General features: G+C 42.8%; 21 protein-coding genes. 10 read left to right on the plus strand and 11 right to left on the minus strand.

Translation table 11 applies throughout. The annotated features are described in order from the left end of the window. Window positions 1–29 precede the first annotated feature (29 nt). Window positions 30–1,700 (minus strand): hypothetical protein, encoded by a 1,671-nt coding sequence (locus tag GKS34_RS10630; protein WP_163384794.1) that lies wholly within the window; start codon window positions 1,698–1,700, stop codon window positions 30–32. 210 nt (window positions 1,701–1,910) lie between these two features. Here GKS34_RS10630 and GKS34_RS10635 point away from each other — a divergent pair, with 210 nt between their 5' ends. The 9 genes from GKS34_RS10635 to GKS34_RS10675 all read left to right on the plus strand — a co-directional run bounded on the left by GKS34_RS10635 (window position 1,911) and on the right by GKS34_RS10675 (window position 10,327). Further along, window positions 1,911–2,156, plus strand: coding sequence for a type B 50S ribosomal protein L31 (locus tag GKS34_RS10635; RefSeq protein ID WP_163384795.1), 246 nt, complete (start codon window positions 1,911–1,913; stop codon window positions 2,154–2,156). 72 nt (window positions 2,157–2,228) lie between these two features. After that, window positions 2,229–3,431 (plus strand): GlmU family protein, encoded by a 1,203-nt coding sequence (locus GKS34_RS10640; RefSeq protein WP_163384796.1) that lies wholly within the window; start codon window positions 2,229–2,231, stop codon window positions 3,429–3,431. Between the two features lie 12 nt (window positions 3,432–3,443). Continuing rightward, window positions 3,444–4,586: a DNA polymerase III subunit gene (locus GKS34_RS10645; protein ID WP_163384797.1), complete on the plus strand. Its 1,143-nt coding sequence runs from the start codon at window positions 3,444–3,446 to the stop codon at window positions 4,584–4,586. Between the two features lie 57 nt (window positions 4,587–4,643). Continuing rightward, the gene (locus tag GKS34_RS10650) at window positions 4,644–5,093 is read left to right on the plus strand and encodes an ATP-dependent zinc protease family protein (protein ID WP_163384798.1); all 450 of its coding nucleotides are present in this window, start codon (window positions 4,644–4,646) and stop codon (window positions 5,091–5,093) included. Window positions 5,094–5,296: 203 nt separating this feature from the next. Next, the gene (gene rimK / locus GKS34_RS10655; protein ID WP_163384799.1) at window positions 5,297–6,205 is read left to right on the plus strand and encodes a 30S ribosomal protein S6--L-glutamate ligase; all 909 of its coding nucleotides are present in this window, start codon (window positions 5,297–5,299) and stop codon (window positions 6,203–6,205) included. Then, a complete protein-coding gene (gene hemC / locus GKS34_RS10660; RefSeq protein ID WP_205602057.1) occupies window positions 6,205–7,140 on the plus strand; it encodes a hydroxymethylbilane synthase in 936 nt (311 codons plus the stop codon). Before rimK ends, hemC begins: the two co-directional genes overlap by 1 nt. Further along, window positions 7,133–7,972 carry a peptidylprolyl isomerase gene (locus GKS34_RS10665; protein ID WP_163384800.1) on the plus strand — a complete coding sequence of 280 codons (840 nt, stop codon included), beginning with the start codon at window positions 7,133–7,135 and terminating at the stop codon, window positions 7,970–7,972. Before hemC ends, GKS34_RS10665 begins: the two co-directional genes overlap by 8 nt. Then, on the plus strand, window positions 7,947–8,894 hold the full coding sequence (locus GKS34_RS10670; RefSeq protein WP_163384801.1) for an SDR family oxidoreductase: 948 nt from the start codon (window positions 7,947–7,949) through the stop codon (window positions 8,892–8,894). Before GKS34_RS10665 ends, GKS34_RS10670 begins: the two co-directional genes overlap by 26 nt. A gap of 41 nt (window positions 8,895–8,935) precedes the next feature. Further along, window positions 8,936–10,327 carry a sodium-dependent transporter gene (locus GKS34_RS10675; protein ID WP_163384802.1) on the plus strand — a complete coding sequence of 464 codons (1,392 nt, stop codon included), beginning with the start codon at window positions 8,936–8,938 and terminating at the stop codon, window positions 10,325–10,327. A 95-nt stretch (window positions 10,328–10,422) separates the two neighbouring features. On the opposite strand, the gene GKS34_RS10680 is transcribed toward GKS34_RS10675, so the two are convergent. Further along, window positions 10,423–10,989, minus strand: a complete 567-nt coding sequence (locus GKS34_RS10680; RefSeq protein ID WP_163384803.1) for a bactofilin family protein — start codon at window positions 10,987–10,989, stop codon at window positions 10,423–10,425. Between the two features lie 4 nt (window positions 10,990–10,993). Next, window positions 10,994–12,085, minus strand: coding sequence for a ParM/StbA family protein (locus tag GKS34_RS10685; RefSeq protein ID WP_317167976.1), 1,092 nt, complete (start codon window positions 12,083–12,085; stop codon window positions 10,994–10,996). A 325-nt stretch (window positions 12,086–12,410) separates the two neighbouring features. Here GKS34_RS10685 and GKS34_RS10690 point away from each other — a divergent pair, with 325 nt between their 5' ends. Beyond that, window positions 12,411–13,013: a porin family protein gene (locus GKS34_RS10690; RefSeq protein WP_163384805.1), complete on the plus strand. Its 603-nt coding sequence runs from the start codon at window positions 12,411–12,413 to the stop codon at window positions 13,011–13,013. Between the two features lie 16 nt (window positions 13,014–13,029). On the opposite strand, the gene GKS34_RS10695 is transcribed toward GKS34_RS10690, so the two are convergent. From GKS34_RS10695 to GKS34_RS10730, 8 genes are all read right to left on the minus strand, one after another. Continuing rightward, complete coding sequence (locus GKS34_RS10695; protein WP_240459272.1) at window positions 13,030–13,578, minus strand: helix-turn-helix domain-containing protein; 549 nt, start codon at window positions 13,576–13,578, stop codon at window positions 13,030–13,032. A 146-nt stretch (window positions 13,579–13,724) separates the two neighbouring features. Further along, window positions 13,725–14,303: a hypothetical protein gene (locus GKS34_RS10700; RefSeq protein ID WP_163384807.1), complete on the minus strand. Its 579-nt coding sequence runs from the start codon at window positions 14,301–14,303 to the stop codon at window positions 13,725–13,727. Between the two features lie 384 nt (window positions 14,304–14,687). Then, a complete protein-coding gene (locus GKS34_RS10705; RefSeq protein WP_163384808.1) occupies window positions 14,688–15,869 on the minus strand; it encodes a hypothetical protein in 1,182 nt (393 codons plus the stop codon). 182 nt (window positions 15,870–16,051) lie between these two features. Further along, complete coding sequence (locus tag GKS34_RS10710; protein ID WP_163384809.1) at window positions 16,052–19,150, minus strand: efflux RND transporter permease subunit; 3,099 nt, start codon at window positions 19,148–19,150, stop codon at window positions 16,052–16,054. Between the two features lie 50 nt (window positions 19,151–19,200). Next, the gene (locus GKS34_RS10715) at window positions 19,201–20,352 is read right to left on the minus strand and encodes a hypothetical protein (protein WP_163384810.1); all 1,152 of its coding nucleotides are present in this window, start codon (window positions 20,350–20,352) and stop codon (window positions 19,201–19,203) included. A gap of 172 nt (window positions 20,353–20,524) precedes the next feature. Next, a complete protein-coding gene (gene rny / locus GKS34_RS10720) occupies window positions 20,525–22,090 on the minus strand; it encodes a ribonuclease Y (RefSeq protein ID WP_163384811.1) in 1,566 nt (521 codons plus the stop codon). Window positions 22,091–22,159: 69 nt separating this feature from the next. Beyond that, the gene (locus tag GKS34_RS10725; protein ID WP_163384812.1) at window positions 22,160–22,444 is read right to left on the minus strand and encodes a cell division protein ZapA; all 285 of its coding nucleotides are present in this window, start codon (window positions 22,442–22,444) and stop codon (window positions 22,160–22,162) included. Between the two features lies 1 nt (window position 22,445). Further along, complete coding sequence (locus tag GKS34_RS10730; RefSeq protein WP_163384813.1) at window positions 22,446–22,733, minus strand: hypothetical protein; 288 nt, start codon at window positions 22,731–22,733, stop codon at window positions 22,446–22,448. Window position 22,734: the final 1 nt, after the last annotated feature.

Below are 22,734 nucleotides of genomic sequence, written 5' to 3' on the forward strand. Positions count from 1 at the left end.
TATGGGACGCCAGGTTTTTTTTATCCTTCTCAAAAGTGCGGGTCAAAACGGCTCCGATTCCAACGGAGAGCCAACTGGGACAATACCGCATCAGAGGTAGGAAACGCTACCCCTGTGTCCCGGCGTAAGGTTTGTGACAACTCCAGAAATAAATTGTGACGAAGCATGTAAGAGGCACGGATCGTGTACATACGGGTATGCATTTTTTCTCCCTGTCCAATGACATTACCAAACAGTGAAGTGCTATTTTCCAGTCTGCTTTTTAAAATATCTCCGCCGTAATTATCAGTGGGTGCCGGATCCCGTCCTTGCATCTGGTAGAGAAAGGTTCCGTTTAGGCTGAGTTTGGGCAGGGGTTGGTACCTGGCCAGCGCTATAAATTCCCTGAAATTGGCTCCCCGGGGATGGGTAAGTGGGATCCGGTAGTTGGTATAGGATTGATAATCAAACTTCTCCTGAAACGTATAGGGTCTGGCCTGGTTGTATTCCAATTGCAAATCCAGATTATCGATGCCGGCTACCGATACGTAGTTTAACCCAAGTTGGAACCCATGCTTGTTTCGGCTGGACCCTTTACCTGAAATTCCAAAAAACTCATTAAAAACAAATTCATCCAAGACAAATTGTCCGTAGAGCTGAATTCCGTTGGCTGGATGCCATTTGAAATCCGTGCCTACCATGACCTTATCCGGAGTTCCTAACTGATGCTCCACCCAACGGTAAAATATCAACGGATTAAGGTAATTCCAGTCCATCTGGCTGGCCATTACCGATTCGAAGATGCCCACATTAATTCTAGGGCCTACATTTACCCCCAACCGATGGAAAGAAAACCACTTTTGGGGGTACCTGCCATCTGTAGGAAAACCACCGGCGGTTAGGATATCTGCCGTAAGCTGCCCCCAAAGATTGGTGAAATTGACGGGCCCTATTTGGGTATTCAGCTTTAGAAAAACAAAGGGGTTTGAAAAATCCGAAAGCACAAAAGATCGAAACCCTTGTCCTACAAAATGGCTGTCATGGCCAAAATGGACCTGAATATGCCGGGTGGCATTAAAATTGAGTTGACCCCGAGCTGAAAAGAAGCTATAACCATTATCTCCGTACCGTTTCCAAAAACCCTGTTCGGGTATGGCTCCATGCTGCTGTACGTATCTCTTGATCCAGGAAGGGAAAACCAAATCGGTCGTAGTAAGCAAGGTTTGAAATCCTATTTTTTTGTCAATATTCCCTCTTAGGGTTATTCCTCTGGTATTACGGAATCGCAGGTTATCTTCTCCTTGTTCTACCCCCGCCTGAAAATAAATAACGGGATTGATATGAATATCCCATGCCTCATCTTTGTACGAGTAAAAGTCTGCGGGTCGCTGGTATATCTTTCGCTTGTTATTTTGTGGAGAGCCAATAAGGGTATCGGAGGTATACTCCCAACTATCCTCCAACAAGTAAGAAATGTTAAACGCATCAATTGCGGTTAGGGACGGGGCTGATTTCTGGTATTTCTGCAAAAAGGCAACCACCTCCTTTCTGCTGAATGGCTTCACCCCCGTATGAAATGCTTCAGCAAAAAATCCCTGTTTGATTTCCAGCCGCTCGATAAGTTTGTAATAATCCCGATCGTAGGGCAGCATAGGACTTTGGGCCAGGGTTACCGATAATTGGAAAAATGCGACGAAAAAACTAAAAAAAAGCACTCTCATAAAAGAAATAGTTTGGTTTATTACCTGCATTCGATGAATAAAATCCTTCAAATCGAGTTCCCTAACAAGCAACTGATTGGCTGAATGATTCGGGATTGGCTTAAAATTAAGGAAGTATTTTATATTTGAAAGCGAATGTTTTGGAGAAAATTATAAAAAGGGGTAAATTTGTGCCTCAATTCGAAGAAGAAGAAAATAACAGGCTATACAATGAAAAAAGAAATTCATCCCAATTACAGAGACGTAGTATTTCTTGATACTTCCAGCGATTATAAATTCATCACCAAGTCCACCATTGAGACTGGTGAAACCATCACCTGGGAAGATGGCAAAGATTACCCTTTGGTAAAAGTAGAAGTAAGTTCTGCATCGCATCCTTTTTACACCGGTAAGAAAATGTTGCTGGATACTGCCGGAAGGGTTGAAAAATTCAACAGAAGGTACAAGAAAAAATAAATATTTCAGGATATCGCCTGAGAATAAGTCTACCGGAAGCTTTATTCCGGTAGACTTTTTTATTTTTGTGATATGGATCATATCATGTTATTTGATGACCCCAGAAGTAGGGGAAATCTTTTGCCTTTCACTTTTACCCGACCCGTGGCGGACCTTCGGATTGGAATTTTGAAAATCAGCGAAAAGTGGCAACACCATTTGCAGGCAAAACAGGTAGGCCACCTTACCCAGGATTATTTGCAAACCAAATTTCCTGCCTTGACGGTCCCATCCCTTTACCTCAACGGCGCAGTCTGTCCCGATGAAGATTTGTTGGCAGCCATATTCGAACTAAAAAACAACGAGTCCCTCTGGCACCAGGACACCCTATTGGCCACTTATCTGGAAAAACCCGAGCAATTTCAACCGGATCACCTGCCTAATAAAAAGAAGGTGGTTTTTGAGAAGGATATTCGGTTGATAAACAGGAATTGGCATATTTTTCAATCGAATGGGGGGGAGATTCAGAAAGATTTTGACCTGTTGACAAAAAGAAGGGTTTCCTGGGGTACGGACGACCCCCATACCCACTTGTATAATGAGCCCCATATTTTCATAGAAAAGGGAGCAAAAATTAGGGCAGCCGTTTTAAATGCCACAAATGGTCCCATCTATATTGGGAAAAATGCTCAAGTAATGGAAGGGTGCCTGATCCGGGGACCGTTCGCTTTATGTGAGGGTGCCACTTTGAGTATGGGAGCCAAAATTCGGGAAAACACGACGGTAGGTCCCAAATGTAAAGTTGGTGGAGAAGTATCCAATGTAGTCTTTATGGGGCATAGCAACAAGGCCCATGATGGCTACATGGGCAATAGTGTGGTGGGAGAATGGTGTAATTTCGGCGCCAATACCGTAGTTTCTAACCTAAAAAACAATCACATGCCGGTCAAAGTCTGGGATTATACCAAAGGTGGTTTTGCAGACACAGGGCTCCAGTTTTGCGGGTCCATGATAGCGGATCATGTCAAATTAGGCATTGGCACGACCTTGAATACCGGAACGATTATAGGCGTGGGAGCCAATTTATTTGGAGAGGGTTTTCCCAGAAAATTTGTTTCCTCTTTTGCCTGGGGGGGCTCTGCAGGCTTTAGCACGTTTAAACTGATGCGGTTTGAAGAGACTGCACAAAAAGCAATGGCTTTTAAAGGAATGGAGTTTGATGAGAAAGAGAGATCCATCCTACAGCGGGTATTTGAACTAACCCGACCTTACCGCATCTGGGACAAAGAATTTTAACTCAAAAAAACCATGCTTTTTTCATCGATTCCGGGACTTGGAGACACCAAGGAAAAACTCATTAATGCTATCAAAAATGATCACCTCGCCCATGCCCTCCTATTTCATGGAAAAGAGGGCAGCCCCAATCTTTCCCTTGCATTAGCACTTGCGACCTACGTTAACTGCAAAGATCCGGGGGAATCCGATGCCTGCGGAAAGTGTCCTTCTTGTCTGAAAATGGAGAAATTAATTCATCCGGATGTGAATTTTACGATTCCCCTTCCCGCTCCTTCCAAAAAAAAGGGCAAAGAAAAGGAAGATAGCGAAGAAGGAAAAACCGACTACCTGACTTCCTGGCGATCCTTTGTTCGCGAAAAAACCTATGGCAATTTCCAGGATTGGAATGCCCATTTAGGAATTAATAAACCCCTGAGTATTTCCAAAAGTGCGGCCAAAGAAATTGTAAAAACCCTCTCGTTAAAATCATTTGAAGGGGGCTATAAAATGATGTTGATTTGGGCTCCGGAAACCATGAATTTATCTTCCGCAAATGCTTTGCTGAAAATTCTAGAAGAGCCGCCGGCCAAAACCCTGTTTTTAATGGTAAGCCAGCAACATGAAAACCTGCTGACAACCATCCTCTCCCGAACCCAAAAAATCCACGTAAGAAACTTCTCGGACGAAGAAATACAGAATTTTCTGGTAAAATCAGGCTTGTCAAACACCGTAGCTGCCCAGCAAATTGCCCCGCTGGCAGATGGCAATATGCGCGAAGCGGTATTGCTCTCCCAAAATGTGGAAGACAAAAATACGCTGCTATTCAGGGATTGGTTACGGGATTGTTATTCGGTGGACATTACTTCGTTACTGCAGTTTTCGGAGCAAGTCAGTGCCTCCGGAAAGGAAGCCCAAAAATCCCTTCTCCTGACAGGCGTAAATGTAATCAGAGAATCGCTATTAAATCGTGCCCAGCTACCCGACCTAATGCGAACCAATGATACGGACAGGGAGTTTATTGTGAAATTTAGCAGTACGGTTCTCAATGATGAAAAATTGACTAAAATATACACCCTTTTGAATGACGCACATTATCATTTGGAAAGGAATGCCAATTCAAAAATCCTATTTTTAGACCTGGCGTTTTCCCTTGCTAAAATAATCAAGTCCGGTTAATATAGAATCCCACCGTAAAAACCGGGAATACCTGGGGAAAGGGTTATCTTTGAACCAATGGAAAAATCAATAATTGGGAGAAAAGAAACGGTCCGTTTACCAGACTGGGACATAGAAAAAATCACTGCCAAGGTAGATACCGGAGCATACAATTGCACGATTCATGCGTCAGCAGTGAAGGAAATTCAGAAAGAGGGGCAGAACCTTCTAGAATTTGTTTTACTAGCCCCAGCTGACCCTGCCTACACAGGAAAAAAAATCCATGCCTCCAAATACAAAGTCAAAAAAGTGAAAAACTCCTTCGGTCAAATGGAAAAGCGCTATTTGGTCCTGACCACCTTATCCTTAGGAGTCCGAACTTTTTCTGCGGCTTTTACCTTATCGGAGCGGTCCAAAATGAAACATGCGGTATTACTAGGGAGAAAAATACTAAAAGGCCGGTATTTGGTCGATGTGGAAAAAACGTTTTTGGCAGGAGAGCCCATTATAAATGGAAAGCTACCTTGAAAGCGAGCATGACGAAAGCGTCACACAGCAGGATAACTATTAATCATGGGAGATTCTCCCGATTAAAGATCGGGACAGGCTATGTGGCAATAAAAAAGACAATTATAAACACATGAAATCGAGCATGACGAGATCGACACACAGAGGGATGTTTATCAAACATACGAGATTCCATCTGACCAATAAAAGAAAATTATAAACAGATGAAAATAGCAGTACTATCCCGAAACACCCAGTTGTATTCCACCAAAAGGTTGGTTCAGGCCATTCGGGAAGCAGGGCATGAAGCCACGGTAATCGATCACTCAGCGTGTGATCTGATCATTGAACAAAATGGCCCTTACATTCTATATAAAGGAGAAAAAGTCTCTGGAATCGATGCCATCATCCCCCGAATAGGGGCATCTGTCACTTTCTATGGAACAGCTGTCGTTCGCCAATTCGAATTAATGGGTGTATTCTCGGCCGTAGAATCCCAGGCAATTGTACGGAGCAGGGACAAGTTGAGGTCCTTGCAGATCCTTTCCCGTGAAGGTTTGGGAATGCCCAAAACTGCCTTTACCAATTTTTCCAAGGGAGGAGAGAAACAACTGGTGGAAATGGTAGGTGGCGCCCCCCTCATCATTAAGTTGCTGGAAGGAACCCAAGGTTTGGGAGTGGTCCTGGCCGAAACCAAAAAAGCGGGGCAATCAGTTATTGAAGCCTTTCATGGCCTTAGGGCACGAATTATCGTGCAGGAATTTATAAAAGAAGCCAAAGGAGCGGATATCCGAGCGTTTATTGTAAATAACCGGGTAGTTGGCGCCATGAAACGGCAAGGAGCAGAGGGCGAATTCAGATCCAATTTGCACCGGGGAGGAAAAGCAGAAGTGATCCGCCTGAGCAAAGAAGAAAAAACTGCTGCGCTTAACGCAGCAAAAGCACTGGGGCTATCCGTGGCCGGTGTGGACATGCTCCAATCAGACAGAGGCCCGCTAATATTGGAAGTCAACAGCTCTCCGGGCCTGGAAGGTATTGAAAAAGCCACCGGTATCGATATCGCAGGTAAAATCATTTCCTTCATTGAAACCTCTGTAGAGAAGAACTCCAGTAAACGTAAAACCAATCAATAATGAAACCCATTCGAATAGGAACGAGGGGGAGCAAACTGGCCCTTTATCAAGCTCACCATGTAGCTGATTTACTTCATAAAAGAAATCTTGCGACAGAAATTGTAATCATTGAAACCAAAGGGGACCAAGTCCTGGACGTGGCCATTTCCAAAATTGGCAGCAAAGGGGTCTTCACCGAAGAACTGGAAAATCAATTGGCCGAAAGAAAGGTAGACATCGCGGTACACAGTGCCAAAGACCTGCCTTCGCGACTACCTGAAGGGTTTGAAATCATCGCTTTCACGGAAAGGGAAAAAGCCAATGATGTTATTCTCAGCCATAAAAAGGAGTTGCCTGATCTTGACAGCAAAAAACCATTACTTTTGGGCACCTCCTCTACCCGAAGAATCGCAACTCTCCGTTATTATTATCCCCATGTACGCACTACCGATATACGGGGAAATTTACAAACCCGGATAGCAAAAATGGAGAATGGTGTCTGCGACGGACTGTTACTGGCATACGCCGGGGTTCACCGCATGGGCTACGATGAACTCATCCGGAGTGACCTGCCACTGGATCAATTTATTCCCGCAGTAGGGCAGGGATGTATTGGGGTGGAGGCACACCAAAGCCTGGCTCCCAATACCAAAGCAGCCATCTATGAAGCGGTGAATCATATAGCGACCGCCTTTTGCTTACAAGCCGAAAGGAGCTTTTTACGTGTATTGGAAGGAGGATGCAGTATCCCCGCCTTTGCCCTGGCAGTCTGGGAAGGGCCCACCCTGCATATTAAAGGAGGATTATTACAGCTCGAAGGAAAAGAACGGCTTTATGATTCCTTTCAAGGAAGCGAAAAGGAAGCCGTTTCCCTGGGAATTCAATTGGCAGAAAGCATTTTGGCGAAAGGTGGCGATAAACTGTTAAAAGAAATCAAACAACAGCTCCATGAATAAATCGCTACTCATCCTGGCTTTTTGCTTGTTTCTGGCTAGTTCCTGCGCCAGTGAAAAGGATTATCTGGTGACCATATCCACCGAATACGGTACCATGTACGCTATTCTATACGATGAGACGCCTGCTCACAAAGAAAACTTTCTTGACCTTGCCCGTTCGGGAAGGTACGATTCTACCCAGTTTCATCGGGTAATCAGTGATTTTATGGTGCAGGGCGGAGACGTATTCACCCGTGAGGGGATCCCTCCAGATGACTGGTATACCATACCAGCGGAATTCAACCCTTCACTCATCCATGAAAAAGGTAGTATTGCCGCTGCCAGGCAGGGAGACCGAATGAATCCGGAAAAAAGATCTAGTGGTTGCCAATTTTATATTGTAGAAGGAAGGGTTTATAACGAAGAAGAACTAACCACGGACATTCCCAAACTCCAAAAGGCCTTTACTCAATACTTACAACTTGACAGCAATACAGAATTGAGCGAAACCTACCGTCGATTATACCAAAATCAGGAAATTGACAGTTTAAATGCACTAATGCTTTCAAAAAAAGTAGTGCTGGAACAATTTTTTAACGTAAATTTGGGATTAAACAAAAGGGAATATCAGATAAATGCCTATACCACCGTTGGTGGTACGCCTCACTTGGATGACGGCTATACGGTCTTTGGAAAAGTAATCAAGGGGCTTGAGGTAATGGAAAAAATTTCCCACCTTGAAACAGGCCCGAATGATGAACCGATTGCTCCAGTTTATATGGATGTAAACGTTGAAATAGTTTCGAAGAAAAAAATCACCAAAGAATATGGATATAAATATCCTGAAGAGTAAAAAACCAAAGGTGCTAATCACCGGAGCAAACGGATTATTGGGGCAGAAAATTGTCAAAAAAATTCTGATCGACGGGAAGTACGATGCCATTGCCACGGGCCGGGGTCCCTGTCGATTGCCTGGAGAATGGGAGGGATATGACTTTGAACAGATGGACATTACCAATAAAAAAGAGGTAATGGAGGTTTTTAAAATTTATTCCCCGCAGTTTGTCATTCACGCGGCTTCTATGACAGACGTGGATCGCTGCGAGGTAAATCGTCATAGTTGTTTCGAACAAAATGTAACCGGTACCAAACACATTATAAATGGAAGTGAAGCTTGTAAATCTCATTTAATATTCCTCTCTACCGATTTTATTTTTGATGGGAAAAACGGACCCTATGATGAAGAGGACCGGCCAAACCCTCTAAACTATTATGGGAAAACCAAACTGGAAACAGAAAAACTGGTCCAAAACTATCCTTATAACTGGACTATTGTCCGGACCAACCTGGTCTATGGCACCGCCCACGACATGAGCCGATCCAATATCATTTTATGGGTAAAGAAAGGGCTTGAGCAACACAAGATGTTAGAATTAGTTGACGATCAGTTTAGAACTCCCACGCTTGCAGAAGATCTTGCGGAAGGGTGCCTGCTAATTGCTGATAAAGGAGCAACAGGTATCTTCAACATATCCGGAGAAGAATTGCTCACGCCCTATGACATGGCACTGATGACTGCAATGTTTTTTGGTTTGGATCGGAAGGGCATAAAAAAAACAGATTCCTCTCATTTCGGCCAAGTTGCAGCCAGACCCTTGCGTACCGGTCTGATCATTAACAAAGCAAAAGAAATTCTGGGATTTCAACCCAAAAGTTTTGAAGACGGAATTGGTATTCTGGCAAAACAAATTAAATTAGCCGATTACAAATCCTGATATTCTTTTTTATTTGAACACCTAACAACGCTTCCAATACTATGCAAAATTCTGGCACAAGGTCCTCCCGAGGACAATGGGGATCTACATTTGGTTTTATAATGGCTGCAGGAGGTTCGGCCGTGGGTCTGGGGAACATTTGGAGATTCCCCTACATTACAGGGCAAAACGGAGGAGGGGCATTTGTGTTTGTCTACGTTCTTTGTGTTTTATTGATCGGACTCCCCCTCCTGTTAAATGAAATAGCGCTGGGCAGAAAGTCAGGGAAAAATCCGGTGGGGGCGATAAAAGAAACAGGAGGTAACCGTTTTTGGCAGTCGGCGGGTGTACTCTGCGTGCTGGTCTGTTTTGCTGTACTAAGTTACTATTCCGTGATCGCTGGTTGGACCATAGGTTATATTTTTACGGAACTCATCAATATCCCAGTGGATTTCGAAGATTTTGTCCAAACGCCACTGTATGTTATTCCCTTATGCATGATTTTTATCTTGTTGACCATTTTTGTGGTATTGGGAGGAATTTCAGGTGGTATTGAAAAAGCAGCCAAATTTTTAATGCCCGTTTTGTTTTTAATCATATTATTGATAGCAGCCCGCGCGGTTACCCTTCCGGGAGCAGGAGCTGGGATCGAGTATTACCTATCACCAGATTTTTCTAAGATCAATGGAAAAGTAATATTGTCCGCTTTAGGCCAGGCTTTTTTCAGTTTATCTGTGGGCTGGGGCCTGATGATCACATTCGGATCCTATTTGCCCAGGGACAGTAATGTCATTCAATCCTCCGGATGGATTGCCGGAATGGACAGCATGGTTGCACTTATGGGAGGTTTGATGATATTTCCAGCGTTATTTGCGCTTTTACCGGGGGTCAGCCCCGATGAAGGACCCGCATTGGTTTTTAATGTGCTTCCACGAGTATTTGACCAGATAGAGCCTTTCGGAAATATTATCGGTGGAATGTTTTTCCTATTATTGCTCGTCGCTGCATTGACCTCCAGCATTTCTATGCTCGAAGTACCCGTGGCCTATTTTATCGATGAAAAGAAGTGGTCACGAAAAAAAGCTACCTGGACCATTGGTATCGCCGCAATGGTACTAAGTATCCCATCTTCTCTGGCGGCTGTAAAAGGGAATTTTTTCAATAATATGGGCTTTAATTTTTTCGGAAGACAAATAGCTGGTTTTTTTGACCTGATGGATTTCTTTTTCGGCACCTTGGCTATTGTAGTTATTTGTCTGATGCTTAGCCTGTACACAGGATGGATCAAAAATGTAAAGGAATACGCAGCGGAAATAGGGCAGGGATCCACTTTCTTTGAAGGTTTACCCAAAAAAGCCTGGATTTTCTTCATCAGGTGGATATGTCCAATTGTTATCCTACTGGTCCTTTTAAATATGATTGGCATCTTTGGGACACCAGGTGAAGGTGGATAAACCAGAACTATCATTATAAAAAAAATGGTAGCCACTAACCAGGCTACCATTTTTTTATTCCTTTGATATTAAAAGGTATATACGATTCAGAAATCCTACCAGGTTCTGGGATAATCGATGTTAGAAGAATCATCCGACGATTCGGCAGAAGAACTTTCCTTAAAAGATTCTCGCTCTGGTTTGGTTATTGGCTTTACCGGTACATCCTTCTTTCTAGCAGTTCGATCATCCAGCATGGAATATAATTCCTCCCGGCTGACCGAGTTAATTTTACTGGATTTTGCGGATTCTTCAACGGCCTTGACATCTACTACCTGAATACCACTATTGATTTGAGCTCCTTTGTGGATAAATATAGAACTGGTCGTGATATTTCCAGAAACCTTGGCATCGGAATAAATGGTCGTTTCTCCTTTGATATAAAGATCACCCATAACTTCTCCGCTTATGCTGATCTCTTCAGCAATAATATCACCGGTAATGGAAGCTTTTTCTCCTATCACTACTTTTTTGTCCGTGCGGATACTTCCTACCAATATGCCATCAGCTCTGATGTCACTTTTAGAAATGATATCTCCGGTGAGCTCAAACCCAAGTGACAATACCGTCACTTTTCCTGCATGAGGCTCTTCACTTTGCTGCTTATTGGATCCGAATTTCATAGGCTCAATAATCTTCTTTTTCTTGTTTGAATGTAGTGAGTATGGTCGAACTATTACCCAAGTCTAACCCGACAGCCTTGTCTTTAGCACCTCCACCAATAGCGAGGCTGTTGTAACAATAGCCTATCGACGCCATCTGCTCAGGGGCCTCCGGTACATGTACATTTAGCAATCCGTCAAATTCGTCCCTGAATAAATTTACCAATTCAACGTAATTGGCACCGCCTCCTGCCAGGTAAAGGTCCGCCGATTTTGAAAAATCGCTATCTGAAAACGCCTTTCTTATAGAAGGCGAAATCACATCATTGTAATATTGCGTAATTACCTGCTTTCGAAGTTCTCTTAGGTCCAAACGCTTCCTGTTAAGGATAATTGTTCCCTCACTAAAATATTGATCAATCTGGTGTTCTGTTTTCAAATCCAGGTAATTGTCTTTTTGGAGCTCCCGGGTAATGAGGTTTATAGCGTAGCGAAGTCCAAAGGTGGATACACTGGATCGTTGCACCAACCCACCCTCAGTGCTGAGTATGGCCTCCATGGTACCGTACCCAAGACTAATCATAAAGAAATTTTTGGGGGCATCCTGGAATTGTTGCCTCACAGCCATACTACATCCTACTACCTCGGGAATCACCGCTACCCGGTCGACTTCTACGGCCATTTTCTTTCTACCTCCCCCTCCAAAAGTCTGTGTATCGTACTCTATAATGTGCTCATTTTCCAATAATCGATAGGCGTTTTCTTTAAAAACCTGAAAAGTTGAAAAGGGAAATCCGGTAGTCACCGTAATGGGACTTCCCAGTTTTTGAGAGGCCAGCAAAAGACCTGCTTTTAAAAATATCCGATAATCTATCTCATCCGGAGAACTATTGATATTCCGGTGAGGCGAAGTCCCCTCGGAAAGCGCCAGGTCTCCTACCAGGTATCCAATGTTATCGTGATAAATTTTTAGTCCGGAAACCAAATCCTTGGCCACATTCCTTAGCTCAAGGTTGCTACTTTCTAATACACTGGGGTACTTTAATACTTCTATCATGGAAATTATTTTTATTCTTTTGTCCTTTATAAAACAGTATTCCGTATTTATTGTCGTAATATCTTAAAAACTAGTGCCTAACAGGAATTATTTTTTCCTGATTGATTCGCACATTCCAATCGGAAACATGAAGCCTTACAAACTTACTTATTTTTATTAATATTTAAAGAAAGCCGGGGACTAACCTTTTGTTTAAAGACAAATTAATGGAACCATGTGGAAATAACAAGCTACTTGTAAAAGTTTATGCCCATTATTTTGCATCTGGAAGAAAATGCCATTCAGTTTTGATTCCAGGAGCTTTTGAATAAATGTATTTTGTAGAAATGAACCGTATCCTTTTGTTTTTGTTTAGTTTTGTAACCAGACTAATACACTCTTCTTCATGAGACACTTAATACATACTTGTCTTACATGTTTCTTATTGTCCTTTGTTTTTGTCAATGCCCAGGCACAGGAGTTTTCCATTGGACCTAAATTGGGGATATCCCAAGGAAACATTTCTGTTAATGCCAATAACTTCTCGAAAGGGAACGAAAAACTAGGGTATCATGTGGGGCTCTTTGCCAGACTCGGAGGAAACCGCGTTTTTATCCAGCCCGAAATCCTCTATAGTAATACTGGGGGAGAGTTTGAAAATATTCAAACGGGAAACGCTGTAATCTATTCGGCTAGTTTTGACAGAATAGACCTCCCATTGATGGCTGGGTTTAAGATTGCCCGCTTCTTTAGAGTGCAGGCTGGCCCCATTGTCACCTTTATCGTTGACAGTGAATTGACTGCTGGAGACCCTTCCATTCCGATTGATTCGGACCCCAACACCGCAACTTTAGGGTACCAGGCAGGAATTGGCCTGGATATCGCTAACATGATCATTGATTTTAAGTACGAAGGTGCATTGGCCAACCATGTGGATGCAATCGCAGGACTTAATACGGATCAACGACAAAATCAACTGATCTTATCTCTGGGTATCCGCTTATTCTGAATCGGCTCAGGGAAGATTAATTTTTCCCTACCTGGTCCAAAAAATTACGTGGCTTCCGATTCAGATTTCGAAATTGGCTCGGCGTCATTCCGGTGTGTTTTTTAAACTGTGCCGAAAAATGTTGCATGCTGCTGTATCCCAATTTCCAGGCAACTTCTGAAATATTATGGGATTCATAGCTGAGTAACTCTCTGGCCTTTTCTATTTTCAACTCAATAAAATAGTGTTCGATTGTTATTCCCTGAAGACTACTGAAAAGTTGACTCAGTCGGGAATAGCCCAGCCCTGTTTCTTGGGAAAGGATTTGGGAAATTGGGATACCGTGCTCCTCACTCCCCTTTTCCAGTAATTGTAATAAGGTTAATTTGACGGTTTCTACCCACATCATTTCTCTGGACTTTGCCAAAGCAAAACCCAGGGAATTTAGTCTTTGCTCAAACGTTTCTGATAATGGGTTTACCAAAGGCTCCTTCAAAAACACCAAGCCCAATTCCACCTTTTCAAAAACAAGGCCCATATCCCTGAGGATATCCTCTACTGCCATGATGCAACGGGGACAGACCATGTTTTTTATTCGTATCTCTTGCATGCCTCATAAACAACCACGACTAAAAATTAATTTCAAAAAGACCATTTCTAGCTACTGGTACAAAATAAAAAAGGCTGTCCTCGGACAGCCTTTTTTATTTGTTAGTGGATAATTCAATCTTATTATCGGACAGAAAGAAAATTTCCGAATCCGCTTTTGTCTGAAATCTTGATGGAAATACTTTCCAATGAAGTCACATTCTCAAATTTAAACTTCCTTCCGAACGTTTCGCCGGTAATAGGCGCTTCGAAAACCAGTCTTCCGTTATCAAATATCTCCAGTTTTTTTTCGACCCCATTCAGGTTTTTTAAAACCAAAGCCAGCGTCTGGTCATCCAATTCCGTTACCTTTGCGAAATAAGTTTTTTCTAAACTTTTTGGTCCAAGGTTAACTTCAAAATCAGATAGTTTTCCTACTTCTGCATTGAAAACTTCTATTTGATAGTTACCTAAATCCAATTTGTTCAAGTCGTAATTTTTGAAGAAAACCTTTTCTGACTCGATGACATCCCGATAAATAATCCTGTTGGATTCATCTTTGATGGCTACTGTTACCTTCCCATCCGGTATACCATTGTACTTTAATTGGAATCTTTTTTCCCCGATTTTCTCAAGGGTCACAATTGGATTTTCAACCGGTGCCGTAGCAAATACAGCGGTACTAAATGTGAAAGCGAGTAATGTTGCAATAATTAATCTCATGGTGTTAAATTTTTAAAGGTTTAGAAACTTTTAAAACCTCTTCCCGGGATCCTCCCGAAAAATTTTTGTTTGAGGCTAATTATTTTGGGTAGGCAATTGATTAACTTACGTAAGTATGACACAAATGTAATCAAGGGGATATTACGTTGCAAATTATTCAATAATAATATTAATTAATTAACTATTACATAATATTAAGCGGTAAATATTATGTAATTAAAAATCAGAAACAGGAATCTGAATCGTTTCCAAATTCGTTTTACCTTAAAAATTAAAGGTGCAATTGATATAAAAACAAAATAAAATTTTTTTAATAGTTAGTAACGAATGAATTTTAGAATAAAAAATAGGTAAACCCTGATAAATACAACATTTTCAGACTAATTACTTGAATTTCAATCGGTAAAAAATATTGTATTCCCTTTCTATATCTGGTGCTAAATTATCATTGACATAGACCAACCCATTTTCATCCGCAAAATCCAAGGCTCCATGCACGGGAAGTCCATCCAGCACACCTGCCTGATTCCCTTCTACGACCCATAAATAATAGGGTTTACTAAACGTTTCCATGGCCTCCCTGTAGGCCGGGCTGTTATAATATTGCTCCGAGGAAGCACGTAGCTCCTCTACAATATCTTCGGGGATTCTTGTTTTGAATTCGACCAATAGGTTTTCCCCCACATACCGCAAATCGGTAAACCCAGGGTAACTACTATACCCATTCTCCCCGGATACCTGCTCGGGTATTTCTTCGGGTCGGTAGCGATGCTTGAGTTGGGTCACATGCATCAGTTCAGGTACCTTGCCGGAATAATCGTACACAAACAATTGGTTTCCAAAGACCGGAAGCAAGGCCAATTCCTGCTTACCTCGATGAAAGGCGACGATCGGCTGGCTTTGTCCTACCATTTTGCGTGATTTTTTGGGTTCCCATTCATCAGGATAGGTTTCCAGCAACTCCAATACCCCATCATCCACTCCATAGGAAAAAACCGTTTTTACACGATCGTAATACTCGGCGGTTTGTCTCTTTTCTTCGCCAATAGATTCAGGATCAAACAAATTCCGTTCCTGCCCAATAAGCATCCTGGCTCCATTTTTGGTGAAACCTGTAAATAAGGTACGGTAACTGTACATGGACATGGCATAAATATCTATATGAATGGGGTCCAGCATTTTTAATTTGTTTCCGCTCATATCGTATACATGGTACCCATTAAAGAGACCTTGTGCCACCCATTCCTCTTCATTCAAAAAGCCATACCCGAAGGCACCGTTTGCACCCAAACCATCCGGCCCTTCATGCAATACCTCAAACCTCTTCAGAATTTCCCCGTCCCCTGCTACCAAATACGGTTTTCTACTTTTATTTCCCCGCATGAGAAATTTGTCGCTGTCTTCCAGATAATCATCAATTACAAGAGGTTCCAGCTCATCTACGATAATGGTATCCACCACTTCAAGGGTTAATTTTTGTTGGGAACCACCTTTTTCAGAAGATGGCTTATCAGAACAGGAAAAAAGAGCTGGTAGGAGCAGCAAAAGAATGCAAAGAATTTTCATAGGTTTATAATTGTTTCTTAATGGTCATAACCTGCCCCGCACCGAAGGTCGGGATCGCCTGTACCGATCCTTAATCGGGAGAATCTCGCAGCTTTTATTATCATTCCTTTGTGTGGCGCTTGTGAGATGCTCGATTTCATATGTACAGCAGGTTAACAGATGCTACAGTAAGTTTAGGACAATTATTTTGTTTTCCATAAAAAAACTGGTAGCGCAAGAAAAACACCTACCATGCTAAAAATCAGACCACCAATAGTCCCAATGGCAAGGGAAAACCAAAAAATTTCATTTTGTCCTTCCATCACGAAGGGAATCAGTCCAAAACAAGTTGATAAAATCGTCAGCAATATAGGTGTAGCCTTCCCTGCCACTGCTTTCAATACATCGCGATTATAATTTTTCCCTTGCCGGTTATTCAGGTCATTCACGATAAAAATGGCAGCATTGACCGCCAGACCACCCAACATCACAAAAGCCGCATATCCTCCCTGGTCAAAATAAAAATCAAAAAGAGAAAAAATCAGAAATAACCCTATAAAGGAAACCGGGATAATAAAGATAATATACAGTGGCTGTTTGAAGTTTTCGAAGAGGATCGAACAGATGACAAAAATGCCTGCTATCAGTACCAATAGGAGCCCATACTGCCTCTTGGCCTGATCGTAATTCCAGCTATAAGTCTGTCTGCTTGCCGAATACCCAATAGGCATGCTGGCTTTCATTTCATCGAGTACTTCATCCAGGAATTCTCCCCCAAACTTAGCCGAGCCCATATACTCAAAGGAAACCAGGCGAATGTATTGACGGTCTTCTTTATGAAGTGCGTTGGTAGTGAATTCTTTTTCCAAGGAACCCACACCGGATACTTTGACGATTCGGTCTTCGCCAGTAATAAGGCTGCTGTTTTCCAGATCAAAGCGGGAAAACCGGGAAGATTGCTTCTCTCTAATCACCATACCGTACCGGTCATCGTCAACTTCTAAGTACATGGACGGTTGCTCGTGAAGCGACATGTCTTGTAGAGCATTAACGATCTCGTACTGGTTGGTACCGGATAGTGCCAGTTGCTGCTGATCGAATTCCAGCACGTACTCTTCGGTTTTCTGTTCTCCCCAGCTAAGTCTTTCATTTGTATTCACTTCCTGAATCCGGCGGTGCGAAAGAAGCTTTGAAGCCAAAATATCTGCTTGTTTTTCCAGTTCCGTGTAATTATACCCTCTCAATTCCGCCCGGAAGGAAGGTATCCCCTCTCCCCCCGGTCCGGTGTAAAAGCCTTGTCCTACGCCATAAATATTCCATCGCACCCCACTCCAGTCAGTGGACTTCATCGCCAGTTTACCTTTAAGTCTGTAGGGAAGGGCAGAGGTTTCATAGGCTTCCTTAAAGGTGATTTCTATTCGGGCATTTTGCCCTGAATTGACGGTGGTCACAAATTTATCAATTCCCTCCACACCTTTCAGATACGCTTCAAATTCCCTAATGATAAAATCCATTTGTTCCAGGGTATTCCCAAAGGCCAAATTGGCATTTACATAGAGCCTGGTACGCTCTGCCTCCCGGTAAGACGATTTCTCAAAAACCCCACGTACAAACATTCTCATAGACCCACCGAATGCCTTGTCTACATAGGGTCGGATTGTCTCCTGATAATGCGTACTCCCAATGGTACTGTTGTACCATTCCTGCCCTTCCCATTTCGCAGGCAGGTAAAAAACGGGTAGGCCAAATAGGAGCACCAGACCGACTACAAAGGCTTTTCGATGCTTCGCCATGAAAGCAACGGTTCGAGCGTAAGCCACCATTCCCCTACCCCTTCTTCTCAATTGAGGAAAGGTCAGTTTCCGACCTTTCCGCGAACTTCCCTTAAAAAGAAGGCTGTACACTGCCGGTGTAAACAGCAGCGCAATAAGTAACGAAACCCCCAACATGACGGCGACCACAATGGAAAAGTCTCCCAGGTTTTTCCTATCGTCTTCAGGTAGAAGAAATACCATCAGCAAGGCAGCAATGGTGGTAAGCGACGCAGCAAGCAAAGCCAAAAACACCCTCCTGTTTTTGTGTTTGTGCAGGTGGTCAATCATAATAATTGCATTGTCCACAATCAACCCGAAGGAAATGGTCAGTCCTGCCAGAGAATAAAGGTGAATGTCCGTTCCCAATGCATAGAGAATGATGGCAGTCAGGCTGACATTTACTATTATACCCAAAAACAAGGTGATTAGGTACCTCAGGTTTCGGTTGATCAAAAATATGAATAAGATCAGGATCAGGATGGACAGTCCGGAACGCTTGTAAATTTTCTGAAGTTCTTTCTCTAAAAACGAAGTATCATCAAACTCCAGCCGCACATCAAATCCTTCCGGCAATTGACTTTTTGTGGCAGCAATGGTTTCCCGAATTTTATCCGCCACCAGCACTTTGTTTACCCCATCCCTGCTATTGATTGTCAAACTCACCGAATTATTACCATTGATTCGGTAAAAACGCTGAGGTGCCGCTTCTTCCATGGTCAGGTTGGCCACGTCTTTTAGAAAAATTTCCTTCCCTCCCAATCTACCTATGAGTAAATTTTCCAAAGCTGCCAGGGAAACCAACGAACGGTCAATTTCCAAAAACAAGGATTCACCAGATACATTCATAGCCAGACCGGGGAAGTTTCTGCCAAAGGAATTGCGTAACTTATTTTCCAGGGTTGATCTTGAAAGTTTCAGGCTTTGAAGTTTTTGGATATTATAAGTAACGTATAGGTAAAGGTCATTAGCCCCCCTTACTTCCATTTCCTCCACTTCCTCAATTTTATTTAACGCAGAGACTAGGATATCTTCCGTAATCTTTTTTATTTCGAAGGATGCAAAGGGGCCATTGATACTATACGTCAGGATCGGCCGCTTTTCCTGTATATCTCTTTGGGCAGACTGCGTAATAGTAGGATAGCTGACCTTGCTATCCAGTGAGGGATACACCTGTCTTATCAATGCCGACACTTCAAATTTCTTGTATTCCATATCCGTACGCTTGTCAAAACGCAACTGTATGGAGCCTTGATTGTAATTGGATACGGAAGTTGTTTTTTTTAATTCTGATAACTGAGAGAGCACCCCTTCCAGTGGAGATGTAGCCAGCTTTTCTACCAATTCCGGGGCAGCACTGCGCACTGAAAACCCAATATTCAACACGGGTTCCTTTTCCCTGGGATTAAGATCCACCGACAATCGGGGAACCAGAGCAAATCCAATGATTGCCAAAACGAAAAATACGATTACCAGTCGGAAGGGTGTCATCGATTGAGGGCTTTAGGTAATGGCTTGGTGGGGTGCATCGGTCAAAGTCGTTATTGAATCTCATAGAAATAATAGACAAGGTAATCGAGTTCCTCATCCACCCTGGGAAGCTGCAGATTTCGGCGGGCAAACAACCTCCCTCCCTGGTACCTGAAATCGATATCCATATGCCCCTCCCATACCTTCCTCTTATCTTTTATCACTTGGTAATAAGGGATTTTATATTCCTTCTCAAGCGCAGAGAATTCTTCTCCCCCCACTATGTTTCTGGGCAAAGCATCTACTTTATCCTGGGGTGCTGCTCCCTGGTAGGCGGTCATCAGATACCCGTTCGACTGATATAAGTTGACATAACTGGAAGCGCCAAGTTCCTTGAAGAACCGGTCAAAAGCTTCCGCTTTGGGAGAAGCAGGATCAATCTGCACATAAGCTTCTCCGGGTTCTAAATGTATGGTATCTTGCAATTCCAGCTCCGGAAAGGAATATTGGTAAATTTCAGGTGAATAAGCGAACAAAAGATAAATAGTATTACCATCTCTTATGGAAAAAGGCGCAGTTTCCCGGTATTGGCCAGGATTTTTTATCATCTGGGAGGAAGCGGGAAAATATTGACTGGTTAGGATCTTATCCTGCTCCAGATCATATACGGTCAAAAAAGGAAATTGGGAAAGAAAATCCTCCTGCTTAAATAATTCCTTTGAAGGTTTGTCAGGAAAAATATTGGTAAAAAGTACACCATCAGAAAGGGCATTCACATGACCTACACCATAAGTATTGGTAAAAATACCAAATGGAATTTCCCTGGAATCAGTCAACCTAAATTCTAAATCATACCTGTAAATTTCATTTTCGGTGAAAATAATGACTTCCTCAGGACCCTGGTAATGCGCGGATATAAAATACTGGCCAAAACTATCTTTACCATCGCCGGTTAGATTCCTGGCCAGCAAAATTTTTCCATTACTGCCCACCCTTACCATTTCTTTCCTTTGAAAATCATACATGAGATACTCTGACCTGTCAGGTTTGATGTCCAGGATACTAAGTCCGCCAAGGTAATCGATCACCAGGCTGTCCGTGATCACAAACCGGGGTTCAAAATCATCGTTTGATAAATTTTCCTGCCCGCTATTGGAGCAGGAAAAATTTAAACCGATCATCAGCCCAATCAGAAACAAATGACAAAAGCGTTGGGAAAGCATATACAAAAATTAAATATTGGTTAAGCCTAGAAATCCATATCTTATTAAAACTAAATAAATAATTTTTAAAACAAAAATATTCCCCCTTTTTTTACCTCGGAAATAAAAAAGGGCAGCCATTCCTTGCGGAAGGCCACCCTTAATGAATGTGTGAACTGCTACCAGCTATAAACTATTTTGCATAATTAACCGATCGCATTTCCCGGATAACAGTAATTTTGATCTGTCCCGGATATTGCATTTCTTTTTCTATTTTTTGAGAAATTTCGAATGACAATCGGCCTGCGGTCGTATCGTCTACATTATCTGCATCCACAAGCACGCGCAATTCCCTGCCTGCCTGCATGGCAAAACATTTGTTAACACCTTCAAAGCTCAGAGCCAGGTCCTCCAGGTCTTTGAGTCGTTTGATGTAGCTGTCCATGATTTCCCTTCGTGCCCCAGGTCTGGAACCGGATATGGCATCGCAGGCCTGTACGATGGGTGAAAGCATGGAGGTCATTTCGATCTCGTCATGGTGAGCACCGATAGCATTGATCACTTCAGGATGCTCTTTATGTTTTTTTGCCAACTCCATGCCCAGTATAGCATGGGGTAGTTCTGCTTCTTCAGGGTATACCTTGCCGATGTCGTGAAGCAAGCCGGCTCTTTTTGCAAGCTTGGCATTGATTCCCATTTCGGCCGCCATGGTTGCGCAAAGTTTTGCCACTTCCCGCGAGTGCTGTAGGAGGTTTTGCCCATAAGAGGACCGAAAACGCATCCTTCCGACCATTTTGATCAATTCGGGATGCAGACCATGTATTCCCAGATCAATACAGGTTCGCTCTCCTATTTCGATAATTTCTTCATCGATGTTTTTCTCTGTCTTAGCGACCACTTCTTCTATCCGGGCTGGGTGAATCCTTCCATCCTGTACCAGCCGGTGCAGGGACAATCGTGCCACTTCTCTTCTTACCGGATCAAAGCCGGAAATGATAATGGCTTCAGGGGTATCGTCTACCACGATCTCCACTCCAGTGGCTGCTTCAAGGGCCCGGATATTTCTTCCTTCCCTACCAATGATTTTCCCTTTTACATCATCGCTCTCGATATTGAAGACCGACACGCAATTTTCGATGGCATGTTCGGTAGCTGTTCGCTGAATGGTATCGAGAACGATCTTCTTGGCCTGTTTGGTGGCACTGAGTTTGGCCTGATCCAGTATGTCCTTAATATGAGATGACGCCTTCGTAGCTGCTTCATCCTTTAACATCTCGATCAATTGTTCCCGCGCCTCTTCACGTGTCAGGAGTGCCACTTTCTCCAGGTCCGTAATCCGCTGCTGCGTCACCTTATCCAATTCATCTTTTCTAATCTGGACCGCGTGCAATTGGGCACTTAGGTTTTCTTTTTTACTATCCAGTTCGGCTTCCTTCCGCTTGAGCTGCTCCATTTCTTTGGAAAGGATTTGTTCCCGTTGCTTCAGCTTGTTTTCATTGGTAATAAGGATGTTTTTCTTTTTGCCCACTTCATCCTCAAACTCGGATTTGAGGCGAAGGTATTTTTCTTTCGCCTCCAGAATCTTATCTTTCTTCAGTCCTTCTGCAGTGATTTCTGCCTCTCTTAGAACGCTTTTCGCTTTTTCCTTTGCTTCCGCCTCTATTTTCTTACTATTATTTTTAATAAAAAATCCAGCAAGAAGGGCGCCCAGCAAAATGCCAATGGCTCCTGATAAAATGATGTATAATGAAAATCCCATAGATATAGTTGAGTTTATCTACCGGAAAAAAATGCACTACTGCTGTGTTGGGACTTGACGGACTATAGGTTAGAGTAAAGCATCCAGACGTTGATTGACCTGTGATACCACGTTTTTGATCTGCTCGCTTTCATTGCTTTGGGTTTCGTTTAGCTCCATGGATTCCACCATGCAATCAAACGAGACCATTGCAAGCAGGTCCTGTCGGTCTTCCAGGCCAAACTCTTCCCTGTACTTTTTAATTTTATCGTTAATCAACTTCCCCACCCGCCTGATTCTGGCTTCTTCATCAGCCTTCACCTTCATTGGATATTCTCTATCTCCAATTTTTATTCTAATTGAAAGTGTATCCATATTATTCAGACAGGTAAGTGATAATCTTATCGATTTCTTTTATATAGCTATCAATTCTCCCCTTCAATTCAGCAGACGCTTTATTTTCTACCGGTATGTTTCTTACAATTTTACTAATTTTAATTTGATTTTTAAAATCTTCGAGTGCTTCTTCCTGGTCTGACAGTTTCTTTTGGTAGGACAAAAGTTGATTTTTAAGGGCAGAATTTTCCTGTTCGAGCAGCCTGACCTTCTGTTCGACCCGTTCTGTCAGCCTTTCCAGCTTCTGAAGCTCCTCAAAATCCTTCATT

It is taken from the genome of Cyclobacterium jeungdonense (assembly GCF_010994275.1).
Taxonomy (GTDB): domain Bacteria; phylum Bacteroidota; class Bacteroidia; order Cytophagales; family Cyclobacteriaceae; genus Cyclobacterium; species Cyclobacterium jeungdonense.

Bases quoted from the DNA above. Each gene is read 5' to 3' on its own strand.
- GKS34_RS10715 (WP_163384810.1), bottom strand. From the start codon at position 20,352: ATGCTTTCCCAACGCTTTTGTCATTTGTTTCTGATTGGGCTGATGATC.
- GKS34_RS10695 (WP_240459272.1), bottom strand. From the start codon at position 13,578: ATGGTCTGTCCCCGTTGCATCATGGCAGTAGAGGATATCCTCAGGGAT.
- GKS34_RS10710 (WP_163384809.1), bottom strand. From the start codon at position 19,150: ATGACACCCTTCCGACTGGTAATCGTATTTTTCGTTTTGGCAATCATT.
- GKS34_RS10665 (WP_163384800.1), top strand. From the start codon at position 7,133: ATGAATAAATCGCTACTCATCCTGGCTTTTTGCTTGTTTCTGGCTAGT.
- GKS34_RS10630 (WP_163384794.1), bottom strand. From the start codon at position 1,700: ATGAGAGTGCTTTTTTTTAGTTTTTTCGTCGCATTTTTCCAATTATCG.
- GKS34_RS10645 (WP_163384797.1), top strand. From the start codon at position 3,444: ATGCTTTTTTCATCGATTCCGGGACTTGGAGACACCAAGGAAAAACTC.
- GKS34_RS10670 (WP_163384801.1), top strand. From the start codon at position 7,947: ATGGATATAAATATCCTGAAGAGTAAAAAACCAAAGGTGCTAATCACC.
- GKS34_RS10640 (WP_163384796.1), top strand. From the start codon at position 2,229: ATGGATCATATCATGTTATTTGATGACCCCAGAAGTAGGGGAAATCTT.
- GKS34_RS10650 (WP_163384798.1), top strand. From the start codon at position 4,644: ATGGAAAAATCAATAATTGGGAGAAAAGAAACGGTCCGTTTACCAGAC.
- GKS34_RS10700 (WP_163384807.1), bottom strand. From the start codon at position 14,303: ATGAGATTAATTATTGCAACATTACTCGCTTTCACATTTAGTACCGCT.
- rny (WP_163384811.1), bottom strand. From the start codon at position 22,090: ATGGGATTTTCATTATACATCATTTTATCAGGAGCCATTGGCATTTTG.
- GKS34_RS10675 (WP_163384802.1), top strand. From the start codon at position 8,936: ATGCAAAATTCTGGCACAAGGTCCTCCCGAGGACAATGGGGATCTACA.
- hemC (WP_205602057.1), top strand. From the start codon at position 6,205: ATGAAACCCATTCGAATAGGAACGAGGGGGAGCAAACTGGCCCTTTAT.
- GKS34_RS10705 (WP_163384808.1), bottom strand. From the start codon at position 15,869: ATGAAAATTCTTTGCATTCTTTTGCTGCTCCTACCAGCTCTTTTTTCC.
- GKS34_RS10690 (WP_163384805.1), top strand. From the start codon at position 12,411: ATGAGACACTTAATACATACTTGTCTTACATGTTTCTTATTGTCCTTT.
- GKS34_RS10725 (WP_163384812.1), bottom strand. From the start codon at position 22,444: ATGGATACACTTTCAATTAGAATAAAAATTGGAGATAGAGAATATCCA.
- GKS34_RS10680 (WP_163384803.1), bottom strand. From the start codon at position 10,989: ATGAAATTCGGATCCAATAAGCAGCAAAGTGAAGAGCCTCATGCAGGA.
- rimK (WP_163384799.1), top strand. From the start codon at position 5,297: ATGAAAATAGCAGTACTATCCCGAAACACCCAGTTGTATTCCACCAAA.
- GKS34_RS10730 (WP_163384813.1), bottom strand. From the start codon at position 22,733: ATGAAGGATTTTGAGGAGCTTCAGAAGCTGGAAAGGCTGACAGAACGG.
- GKS34_RS10635 (WP_163384795.1), top strand. From the start codon at position 1,911: ATGAAAAAAGAAATTCATCCCAATTACAGAGACGTAGTATTTCTTGAT.